At 56.4% G+C, this 11286-nt stretch carries 10 protein-coding genes; 3 read left to right on the top strand and 7 right to left on the bottom strand.

What is annotated here, in order from left to right; genetic code table 11:
- Nucleotide 1: 1 nt before the first annotated feature.
- Genes paaG through paaA form a run of 7 tightly spaced genes read right to left on the bottom strand, consistent with a single transcriptional unit; the run spans nucleotide 2 to nucleotide 5125 of the window.
- On the bottom strand, nucleotides 2-790 hold the full coding sequence (gene paaG, locus ACS603_RS10865; RefSeq protein WP_315688699.1) for a 2-(1,2-epoxy-1,2-dihydrophenyl)acetyl-CoA isomerase PaaG: 789 nt from the start codon (nucleotides 788-790) through the stop codon (nucleotides 2-4).
- Entirely contained in the window at nucleotides 790-1557 is a 768-nt protein-coding gene (gene paaF / locus ACS603_RS10860; protein ID WP_182060939.1) for a 2,3-dehydroadipyl-CoA hydratase PaaF, read from the bottom strand. Before paaF ends, paaG begins: the two co-directional genes overlap by 1 nt.
- A complete protein-coding gene (paaE, locus tag ACS603_RS10855) occupies nucleotides 1554-2624 on the bottom strand; it encodes a 1,2-phenylacetyl-CoA epoxidase subunit PaaE (RefSeq protein ID WP_315688579.1) in 1071 nt (356 codons plus the stop codon). Before paaE ends, paaF begins: the two co-directional genes overlap by 4 nt.
- 7 nt (nucleotides 2625-2631) lie before the next feature.
- Nucleotides 2632-3129 (bottom strand): 1,2-phenylacetyl-CoA epoxidase subunit PaaD, encoded by a 498-nt coding sequence (paaD, locus tag ACS603_RS10850; protein ID WP_182060937.1) that lies wholly within the window; start codon nucleotides 3127-3129, stop codon nucleotides 2632-2634.
- Nucleotides 3130-3140: 11 nt separating this feature from the next.
- Nucleotides 3141-3887, bottom strand: a complete 747-nt coding sequence (paaC, locus tag ACS603_RS10845) for a 1,2-phenylacetyl-CoA epoxidase subunit PaaC (RefSeq protein WP_182060936.1) — start codon at nucleotides 3885-3887, stop codon at nucleotides 3141-3143.
- Nucleotides 3888-3895: 8 nt separating this feature from the next.
- Nucleotides 3896-4183 (bottom strand): 1,2-phenylacetyl-CoA epoxidase subunit PaaB, encoded by a 288-nt coding sequence (gene paaB, locus ACS603_RS10840; RefSeq protein ID WP_003857353.1) that lies wholly within the window; start codon nucleotides 4181-4183, stop codon nucleotides 3896-3898.
- Nucleotides 4184-4195: 12 nt separating this feature from the next.
- The gene (gene paaA / locus ACS603_RS10835) at nucleotides 4196-5125 is read right to left on the bottom strand and encodes a 1,2-phenylacetyl-CoA epoxidase subunit PaaA (protein ID WP_474944235.1); all 930 of its coding nucleotides are present in this window, start codon (nucleotides 5123-5125) and stop codon (nucleotides 4196-4198) included.
- 284 nt (nucleotides 5126-5409) lie between these two features.
- Here paaA and paaZ point away from each other — a divergent pair, with 284 nt between their 5' ends.
- The 3 genes from paaZ (at nucleotide 5410) to ACS603_RS10820 (ending at nucleotide 11261) form a co-directional block, all read left to right on the top strand.
- The gene (gene paaZ, locus ACS603_RS10830) at nucleotides 5410-7455 is read left to right on the top strand and encodes a phenylacetic acid degradation bifunctional protein PaaZ (protein WP_474944234.1); all 2046 of its coding nucleotides are present in this window, start codon (nucleotides 5410-5412) and stop codon (nucleotides 7453-7455) included.
- Between the two features lie 165 nt (nucleotides 7456-7620).
- Entirely contained in the window at nucleotides 7621-9894 is a 2274-nt protein-coding gene (gene tynA / locus ACS603_RS10825; protein WP_474944233.1) for a primary-amine oxidase, read from the top strand.
- A gap of 260 nt (nucleotides 9895-10154) precedes the next feature.
- Nucleotides 10155-11261 (top strand): GGDEF domain-containing protein, encoded by a 1107-nt coding sequence (locus ACS603_RS10820; protein WP_315688576.1) that lies wholly within the window; start codon nucleotides 10155-10157, stop codon nucleotides 11259-11261.
- Nucleotides 11262-11286: the final 25 nt, after the last annotated feature.

The following is an 11286-nucleotide window of genomic DNA, read 5'->3' as shown; positions in this document are numbered from 1 at the left end:
TTTATTTCCCCGTGAAGTTTGGCGTACGTTTTGCCAGGAAAGCGCTCACGCCTTCGCGATAGTCATCGCTGCGTCCGGCCAGGCGCTGGTAATCACGCTCCAGGTCGAGTTGCGCATCCAGCGAATTGGTTTCGGCGGCGTTAATGGCCTGCTTGATAAGCCCCAGGCCAAAAGTCGGCTGGGAGGCAAAGTGCAGTGCCATCTGCTGGGCGGTACTGGAAAGTTGCTCGTCATCCACCACCTGCCAGATCATCCCCCACGCCTGCGCCTGCTCGGCACTCAGTTTGTCGCCGAGCAGCGCCAGCCCCATGGCACGGGCGCGGCCAGCAACGCGTGGCAGCAGCCAGGTCCCGCCGCAGTCCGGCACTAAGCCAAGCTTACTGAAGGCCATAACAAAATTCGCTGAACGCGCGGCAATCACCATATCGCAGCCCAGCGCCAGGGTTGCACCCGCACCCGCCGCCACACCGTTCACCGCAGCAATGACCGGTTTTGGCAGTCTGGCCAGGCGGCGTACCAGCGGGTTGTAGAAGGTTTCCACGGACATACCCAGATCCGGCGCCGGGCCGTTCGGGTCGACGTTGCGGTCGTTAAGATCCTGCCCGGCGCAAAAGCCACGCCCCGCTCCGGTTATCAGCAAACAGCGGATAGTGTCATCACGCTCGGCCTGCTTCAGGCATTCGGAAAGTTGCTGATGCATGACATCGTTAAAGCTGTTTAAACGCTCCGGACGATTGAGCGTAATGGTCATTACGCCTTGCTCTACTTGACTCAGAATAAATTCCACAATTAGCGTCCTTTAAAGTCGGGGGTGCGTTTTTGTAAGAAAGCCTCGATACCTTCACGGCGATCGTCAGTGGCTGAAAGTAACGTAAACAGCTGTCGCTCTTGCGCCAGCCCGGCCTGTAGCGGCACTTCCTGAGACTGACGCAGTGCCTGTTTCGCAGCCTGTAACGCCAGCGGCGAGTGGCGCGCCATCAACGCCGCCTGCTTCAGGGCATATTCCAGGGTCAGCGGCGCAGGGAAGATATCGCTCACCAGCCCGGCGTGTTGCGCCTGCTGCGCGCTAATACTTTCACCGGTCAGCACCATTTTGCTGGCAAGGGATTTACCCACGCTGCGAATAAGCCGCTGCGTACCGCCAGCACCCGGCATAATGCCGAGGGTGATTTCCGGCAGCCCAAAACGCGCGTTGTCACCGGCGATCACCACATCGCACAGCAGCGCAAGCTCGCAGCCCGCACCCAGCGCAAAGCCGTTAACGGCGGCAATCAGTGGTTTAGGAAAGGCGTTAATCCGCGCCCACAGCTGGGGGCGAATGTCATTCAGCGTGGCAGGCAGATCTTTTTCCGCCATTTCGTTGAGATCAGCCCCCGCGGCAAAGCAGCGTTCGTTGCCGTAAATCACACAGGCCGAGATATCACCATCCACCGCCGCGGCTTCCAGTTCAGTGGCAAGCTGGGTCAACAGCGCATTGTTCAGGGCATTGCGCGCGGCCGGGCGGTTCAGCGTGAGCTGCAACACGCGGCCATGACGGGTGACAATCAGTTCGCTCATGCCATCCCCTTCGCATCAAAGTCGACAATGACGTCAGCGGTTAGCGGCAACGCCTGGCAGCTCAGCACGTATCCGGCAGCCAGTTCGTCCGGCTCCAGGCTGTAGTTGGTTGCCATATCTACATTGCCGCGCACCACTTTGCATTTACAGGTGGCGCACACGCCGCCCTTGCAGGCATACGGCAGGTCAGCGCCCTGACGCAGGGCCGCATCAAGAATGCTTTCGTCGTCAGCGGTCAGGGTGATTTCGCGGTCACGACCATCCTGACGCACGGTCACTTTTTGCCCCTGCGCCTGCACGCTGAGGGTACGTTTCACGCCAGATCCAGGGGTATTAAAGCGCTCAAGATGGATGGTTTTTTCCGGCATCCCCAGCGCTTTTAACGTCGCTTCGGCATCGTCCATCATTGCTGACGGACCGCAGATAAAGGCTTCGTCATACTGACGGAAATTGATCAGGGTCTTTGCCAGCGCCTGAAGTTTTTCGCCATCAATACGCCCGTGCAGCAAATCGCTGTCGAGGGTTTCCTGGCTGAAGATGCACACCAGTTGCAGGCGCTGCGTGTATTTGTCTTTCAGGTCAGCCAGCGCCTGACGGAACATCATGCTCTGGCTGCTGCGGTTACCGTAAATCAGGGTGAAATGGCTGTTCGGCTCGGTGGTCAGTGTGGCGGACAGGATCGCCAGCATCGGTGTGATCCCGGAACCCGCGGCAATGGCCAGATAGTGACCTTCACGTTCGGCCTGCGGCTGGTAGCCAAAGTGCCCTTGCGGAACCATGACCTCCAGGGCCATGCCCTGTTTGATCTCATCCCGGGCGTAGCGCGAAAAGCGCCCCCCTTCGATGGCTTTAACAGCCACGCTGATTTCGCCAGGCGTCACGCTGCGACAAATAGAGTAGCAGCGGCGCAGTTCATCGCCGCCCAGCGTGGCTTTAAGAGTCAGGTGTTGCCCTGGACGAAAGCGGTAAGCCTCCTGCAACGCCTGTGGCACCGCAAAGGTAATGGTCACCGCATCGCGGGTTTCGGGTTCTACTTTTGCCACAGTTAAGGAGTGAAACGTTGTCATGGCAACCTCAAATACATTTGAAATAGTCGAAAGGTTCACGGCAGCTATTGCAGCGATAAAGTGCCTTGCAGGCCGTCGAACCAAATTCACTGATAAGCGAGGTGTCGGTGCTGGCACAGCGCGGGCAGCTGACTTCAGCCGGTGCATGGGCGTGGCAGCTGTGGCCGACTGGCGGGCTGATGCCATACTCACGCAAGCGCTCGCGGGCATCGGCAGTCATCCAGTCGGTGGTCCAGGCGGGCTCAAGCTGCAACACGATATGCACAGGGGTGAAACCGTGCGCCGTCATCGTTTCGCGAATGGCACCCAACAGGTGTTCCGTTGCTGGGCAGCCCGAATAGGTTGGCGTAAAGCCAATCACCCAACCTTCGCCCTGCGCGGTGACGCTGCGAACCATCCCTAAGTCGGTGATGGTCAGAACCGGCACTTCCGGGTCCGGGATCTGGCTTAACAGCGACCAGATTTGCGGGATTTCCGCAGGGGCAATCTCGACGAAACGTTGCATAACCGCTCTCCTTACCACTGCTGGCCCGGGTTGACGCGCTGGAGATATTGCATCTCTGCCAGCATCGGCCCCAGGTGTTCGGTGTGCAGCCCTTTCTTGCCGCCGGTGCGATACGCCACTTCTTCCGGCACATGCAGCCCGGCTTCCTGCAATCCGGCAAAGACTTCGCTTTCCCAGCCCTGACGCAGTTCGCGCGGATCAACGGCGATACCTTCTTCAATCAGCGCCAGCTCAACGTCATCGGCTTCAAACAGCTCTGCCGTAAAGCGCCACAGATTGTCCACCGCCTGCTGCATTCGCTGTGCGGACAGTTCCGTGCCTGCCCCCAGGCGGACCAGCCAGCCACGGCTAAAGCGCAGGTGATAACGCGCTTCTTTAATTGCCTTCGCGGCAATAGCGGCCAGTTGGCGATCGCGGCTCTGGGTTAAACGGCTGAACAGCTCCACGTGCCAGGCATCCATAAAGTACTGGCGGGCAATGGTATCTGCGAAGTTGCCGTTTGGTTGTTCCACCAGCAGTAGATTCTGGAACTGGCGCTCATCGCGGCCATAGGCCAGCGTGTCTTCATCGCCCAGGCCTTCCAGCTCTGCCGCGTAGGTCAGGAAATTGCGCGCCTGCCCAAGCACATCAAGGCCGATGTTGGCCAGCGCCAGGTCAATTTCCAGCTCCGGCGCATGGCCGCACCAGGCACCAAGACGCTGCGAAAGCACCAGACCGTTGTCGCCCAGACGCAGGGCATATGCAGTTGTCGTTTTCATCCCTGACCTCACATGTGCTCGATGCCATCAGGGATGGTGTAAAACGTCGGATGGCGGTAAACCTTGCTTTCCGCCGGGTCGAAGAACTCACCACTCTCTTCCGGCTGTGAAGCCACGATCTCGCTCGCCTTCACCACCCAGATGGAACAGCCTTCGCTGCGACGGGTGTAAGCATCGCGTGCATTTTCCAGCGCCATGCGATCGTCGGCAGCGTGGAGGCTACCCACATGACGGTGGGACAACCCTTGTTTGGATCGCACAAAAACTTCGTATAACGGCCAGTAAACATTGCTCATTGTTGTTTCCTCTTATGCGACCTGACGGGCGCGCTGTTTTTCTGCGTGCACCAGTGCGGCTTCGCGCACCCACGCCCCGTCTTCCCAGGCTTTTCGCTTTGCGGCCAGGCGTTCGTGGTTACACACGCCGCGCCCGTTAATCACGTCTTCAAATTCGTGCCAGTCAATTTCACCGAAGCGGTAATGGCCGCTCTCTTCGTCAAAACGCAGGTCGGCATCCGGTACGGTCATGCCCAGCATTTCCACCTGCGGTACGGTGTTATCAACAAAACGCTGGCGCAGCTCGTCGTTGCCAAAGCGTTTGATTTTCCAGGCCAGGCTGCGGGCGCTGTTTGGCGAGTTGTCATCGTTTGGCCCGAACATCATTAATGCCGGCCACCAGAAACGGTTGATGGCGTCCTGCAACATCTGACGCTGGGATCCACTGCCCTGCGCCAGCGCCATGCAGGCTTCAAAGCCCTGACGCTGATGGAAACTCTCTTCTTTACAGATTTTCACCATCGCACGGGCATAAGGGCCATAAGAGGTACGGCACAGGGCCACCTGGTTCACGATGGCGGCACCGTCCACCAGCCAGCCGATCACGCCAATATCGGCCCAGCTCAGCGTCGGGTAGTTAAAAATGGAGGAGTATTTCATCTGACCGTCGAGCATCTTCTGGTAGATATCTTCCCGCGCGCAGCCCAGCGTTTCAGCCGCACTGTAGAGATACAAACCGTGTCCGGCTTCGTCCTGCACTTTCGCCAGCAGAATCGCTTTGCGTCTCAGCGTCGGGGCGCGGGTGATCCAGTTCCCTTCAGGAAGCATCCCGACAATTTCAGAGTGCGCATGTTGCCCAATCTGGCGGATCAGCGTCTTGCGGTAGGCATCAGGCATCCAGTCCTGTGGCTCGATGGCAGTCTCCTGCGCGATGCACTGCTCAAAGCGTTGTTCTTGTGTCACATCATCACCTTTATGATTCGTTAACTGATTACGTTAAGTGAAATAGTGAATCACTTCGTTTCTTAAAAGTTACACAAAGGTTAAATACAACCCCAAGAAACGTTTGTGTAATTTGTGACATCGCTCGCAAGGCTTTTCAAATCTGGGGCAAACACAAAGAAGAATGGAAGGGTGTTTCGTCAGGTGAGATCACAATGTTAACAATTCATTAAAACATCGCTTGATTTTTATGATTCACGATCAAAGTATTTATAGTGAAATCACGTAACACTTGGAGATAAGAAATGCAGCAGTTAGCCAGCTTCTTGTCCGGCACCTGGCAGTCTGGCCGGGGCCGTGAGCGCCATATTCATCATGCCATTAGCGGCGAAGCACTGTGGGAAGTGACCAGCGAGGGTCTGGATATGGCGGCGGCTCGCCGTTATGCCATTGAGCATGGCGGTGAATCACTTCGCGCCATGACCTTTATTGAACGTGCAGCCATGCTCAAAGCGGTGGCAAAACACCTGCTGAGCCAGAAAGCAGCGTTCTATGCGCTGTCGGCACAAACCGGGGCAACCAAAGCCGATAGCTGGGTCGATATCGAAGGCGGTATCGGCACCCTCTTCACCTACGCAAGCCTTGGCAGCCGCGAACTGCCGGACGACACGCTGTGGCCGGAAGATGAACTGATCCCGTTGTCAAAAGAAGGCGGGTTTGCCGCACGCCACGTCTTAACGTCCAAATCCGGTGTGGCGGTACACATCAACGCCTTTAACTTCCCCTGCTGGGGAATGCTGGAAAAACTGGCACCGACCTGGCTTGCCGGGATGCCCGCCATTATCAAACCCGCTACCGCCACCGCGCAGGTGACGCAGGCAATGGTGAAATCCATCGTCGACAGCGGCCTGGTACCGGAAGGGGCAATAAGCCTGATTTGTGGCGGTGCCGGGGATCTGCTGAGCCAGCTCGACAGCCAGGACGTGGTGACCTTTACCGGCTCCGCCAGCACCGGGCAGAGCCTGCGCGTACACCCGAACATTGTCGCCAACTCCATTCCGTTCACCATGGAAGCCGATTCGCTGAACTGCTGCGTACTGGGCGATGATGTGACGCCGGAACAGCCAGAATTTGCCCTGTTTATCCGCGAAGTGGTGCGGGAAATTACCGCCAAAGCCGGGCAGAAATGTACCGCCATTCGTCGCATCATTGTGCCGCAAAGCCAGGTGGATGCCGTGAGCCAGGCGCTGATTGCCCGCCTGGAAAAAGTGGTGGTGGGCGACCCGACGCAGGAAGGGGTAAAAATGGGCGCACTGGTCAACCACGAACAGCGCGCAGATGTGCAGGAGAAAGTGGATCTGCTGATTGCCGCAGGCTGCCAGGTTCGCCTGGGGGGCAAAGCGGATATGCAGGCGGCTGGTGCGTTCTTCCCGCCAACCCTGCTCTTCTGCCCTCAGCCTGATGAAAGCCCGGCAGTCCATTCCACTGAGGCCTTCGGCCCGGTTGCCACGCTGATGCCATACCGCACCGCCGACCACGCCATGCAGCTTGCCCGTGCGGGCGGCGGCAGCCTGGCCGGGACGCTGGTGACGGCAGATTTAGCGATTGCCCGCCAGTTTATTGCTGGTGCCGCGCGTGCTCACGGGCGAATTCAGATCCTTAACGAAGAGTCTGCCAAAGAATCTACCGGACACGGTTCTCCGCTGCCGCAACTGGTTCACGGTGGCCCGGGACGCGCGGGTGGCGGTGAAGAGCTGGGTGGTTTGCGGGCAGTAAAACATTACCTGCAACGCACTGCCATTCAGGGCAGTCCGTCGATGCTGGCGGCGATCGGCAAACAGTGGGTGCGCGGCGCGCAGGTGCAGGAAGACCGGGTTCATCCGTTCCGCAAATACTTCGAGGAGTTACAGCCGGGTGATAGCCTGCTGACACCGCGCCGTACCCTGACGGAAGCCGATATCGTCAACTTTGCCTGCCTGAGCGGCGACCATTTCTACGCTCACATGGACAAAATTGGCGCGGCGGAGTCTATCTTCGGTGAACGCGTGGTCCACGGTTATTTCCTGATTTCCGCCGCTGCGGGTCTGTTTGTGGATGCGGGCGTGGGGCCGGTGATTGCCAACTACGGCATGGAAAACCTGCGCTTTATCGAGCCGGTCAAGCCAGGCGACACCATTCAGGTACGCCTGACCTGCAAACGCAAAACGCTGAAAAAACAACGTGCCGCCGATGAAAAACCGACAGGCGTAGTGGAATGGTCGGTTGAAATTTTTAACCAGCATCAGCAAGCCGTTGCCCTCTATTCCATTTTAACGCTGGTGGCGCGCCAGCAAGGCGATTTCACAGAGTAAAACGTTACGCACATTGACCGGGGATGTGATTTACCCCCGGTCTTTTTTTAACCTGGCAAGACTGACAAATAACCTGGCAGATGCAGGCAAACGCTTTTCACACAGCCCTGCCAGGATAACGCTGGCACAACACAAAAAACACAACAAAACAAAATGAGGTCAACGATGGGAAGCAACTCTTCTTTTTCTGCCCGTAAAACGGCACTGGCCATGGCAGTTGCTCTGATTTGCGCCTGGCAAACCCCTGTTTTCGCCCACGGCAGTGAGGCGCACATGGTTCCGATGGACAAAACGCTTCAGGACTTTGGCGCAGATGTGCAATGGGATGATTACGCTCAGATGTTTACCATCGCCAAAGACGGGGCATTTGTGAAGGTCAAGCCAGGTGCGAAAACGGCGATCGTCAACGGCAAAACCCTGAAGTTACAGGTGCCCGTGGTGATGAAGGGCAAAAAAGCCTTTATCTCTGATACCTTCATCAACGATGTTTTCCAGTCAGGCCTCGACCAGACCTTCCAGGTAGAGAAACGCCCTCACCCGTTGAATGCGTTATCTGCCGATGAAATTAAGCAAGCCGTAGAGATTGTGAAATCCTCTGCGGATTTTAAACCTAACACCCGCTTCACCCAGATTGCGCTGGCCGAGCCGGAAAAAGCCAAAGTCTGGGACTTTGTGCTGAACGGCACGGCGGTAGATTCCCCTCGTCAGGCGCAAGTCACTATGCTTGACGGTAAACACGTCATTGAAAGCCTGGTTGATCTGAAAGACAAAAAAGTGCTGAGCTGGGAGCCAATCAAAGATGCGCACGGTATGGTGCTGCTTGATGACTTCACCGCCGTACAGCAGATTATCAATGACAGCCCGGAATATGTTGAAGCGCTGAAAAAGCACGGCGTAACCGATCCGAAGAAAGTGATCACCACCCCGCTGACCGTGGGTTATTTTGACGGCAAAGATGGCCTGAAGCAGGAAGACCGCCTGCTGAAAGTGGTGAGCTATCTCGATACCGGCGACGGTAACTACTGGGCGCACCCGATTGAAAACCTGGTGGCCGTTGTCGACCTGGAACAGAAGAAAATCCAGAAAATCGAAGAAGGCGCCGTGGTGCCAGTGCCCATGGCACCGCGTCCGTATGATGGGCGTGACCGCGTGGAAACGCCGAAAAAACCACTCGAGATTATTGAGCCGGAAGGCAAGAACTACACCATTACCGGTGACATGGTGCACTGGCAGAACTGGGACTTCCACCTGAGTCTGGATTCCCGCGTGGGGCCAGTTATCTCTACCGTGACCTACAACGATAACGGCAAAAAACGCCAGATTATGTACGAAGGTTCTCTTGGCGGGATGATCGTGCCTTACGGCGACCCTGACGTGGGCTGGTACTTCAAAGCGTATCTGGATTCCGGCGACTACGGTATGGGCACCCTGACCTCTCCGCTGGTGCGCGGCAAAGACGTTCCGTCTAACGCCGTATTGCTGAATGAAACCATCCCGGATTACACCGGTGCGCCAATGGAGATCCCACGCGCCATCGCCATTTTCGAGCGCTACGCGGGCCCTGAGTACAAACATCAGGAGATGGGTCAGCCAAACGTCAGTACCGAACGCCGCGAGCTGGTCGTGCGCTGGGTCAGTACCGTGGGTAACTACGACTATATCTTTGACTGGGTGTTCCACGAAAACGGCACCATCGGTATTGATGCCGGTGCAACCGGGATTGAAGCGGTGAAAGGCGTGCTGGCGAAAACCATGCATGATGCCACCGCCAAAGACGACACCAAATACGGCACGCTGATCGACCATAACATCGTCGGCACCACTCACCAGCATATCTATAACTTCCGTCTGGATATGGATGTGGATGGCACCAACAACAGCCTGGTGGCAATGGATCCTGAAGTGAAGCCAAACACCGCGGGCGGCCCACGTACCAGTACTATGCAGATTAATCAGTACAATATTGATACTGAACAACAGGCCGCGCAGAAATTTGACCCGGGCACCATCCGTCTGCTGAGCAATACCAGCAAAGAGAACCGCATGGGTAACCCGGTTTCGTATCAGATTATCCCGTATGCAGGCGGTACTCACCCGGTTGCCACTGGGGCAAAATTTGCACCGGATGAGTGGATTTACCATCGTCTGAGCTTTATGGACAAGCAGCTGTGGGTCACGCGTTACCATCCGAACGAGATGTACCCGGAAGGGAAATTCCCGAACCGCTCCACCCACGACACGGGCCTTGGCCAGTACAACAAGGATAACGAGTCGCTCAACAACGAAGATGATGTGGTCTGGATGACAACCGGCACAACCCACGTTGCCCGCGCCGAAGAGTGGCCAATCATGCCAACGGAATGGGTTCACACCCTGCTGAAACCGTGGAACTTCTTTGACGAGACGCCAACGCTCGGCAAGAAAAAAGACGATAAATAACCTAAGACACGCCGGGCATAACGCCCGGTTTTTTTACTTCTTTTCCATCCTGCCAGTTGCCGAACGCATTCCCCCGATTATATTTATTCATACTTTCTTCTTTTTTTATCTCTTACAACACGTTCAAACTGGACGCTATGACAGGATATATCAATAACGTTTAATTCTGACTTAGCATTGTGACATTGTAACGCATAGACGAGCGATACTTCCCGCCCGCTATTTTCACTTTCTCCCTTTGGATGGGGATACTGGCCACTATGGAAAAAAGACACAATATAACGTCCGACCTCGCCACCTGGCCTACACGTAAATCGATGGTGCGTCACGGCCTGGCAATGAATCTGCCGTGGCTGGCTTTTGTGAACGTGAGCTTCGCGCTCATGCTCCTGCTGCGCAACGTCCTGTTTGGTGATATCGACAGTCTGATTGGTACGACGAAGCAGCTGGCGTTGATGGTGGATACCTCAATGCTGGGGATTGTCATTATTTCGGCGGCCCTGCTGGTCATGGCCTGGCAACATATCGCCGGGATCAGCATCGTTTTGTTTATTTGTAGCCTGCTGTGGGCGATATGCGGGTATCTGTTAATCGTTTTAGTGCAACTTCCTCACGCATGGCCAATCTTCATTGTGCTGCTTTTAGCGGGCATGACGGCACTCTATTTTCACCCTTCCGGGCTGTTGGCTTTTGTTATACCGCTGTGGCTTAGCTTGCCCGTTTCCAGTATCGCCCTGAACCACGGTGTTAACCTGCGTTTTGCCGTCATCTGGATTGTGTTTACCCTTATTCTGATCTGCGGGCGCTTTATCCTGTTGAGCTGGTTCGAAGAGGCCTGGCGGCGCAACCAGCAGAACCAGCGCTTAATTTTGCGGCTCGATGCGCTGGCACATCTGGATGCATTAACCCAGACGGCAAACCGACGGGCGATGGAAACCGTGCTGGAGAACGCAGTTGATCAGAAAAAAGCCTTCTCGCTGATTATGCTCGATGTCGATTATTTCAAGCTTTATAACGACACTTACGGCCACCAGGCCGGTGATGACTGCCTGATGCGCGTGGCGCAGGTGTTGAAGAAATCGGTGCGTACGCCGCACGATGTCGTGTCTCGCTACGGCGGCGAGGAGTTTGTGGTGATCCTGTTCGACTGCCCGGAAAACATGGCGGAACAGGTTGCCGTGCGTATTCAGGATGGCCTGCGCGCAGCGGCTATCCCGCACAGTGCCTCAAAAGTGAGCGGTGTGGTTACCGCCAGCATGGGCATTGCGGCCATGGAGGAGGGTCAGGCCGGGACGGAGATTATCGCTCGCGCCGATGCGGCGCTGTACCGCGCGAAAGAAGCCGGTCGGGACCGGTGGTCGCATTAAAAAATGCCGGGTGGCGGCTGCGCCT

The sequence above is a fragment of the Enterobacter sp. Li2LvB3 genome, assembly GCF_056156645.1.
The sequence above is the reverse complement of the archived record's forward strand: the minus strand, read 5'-3'. Positions and strand labels throughout refer to the sequence as shown.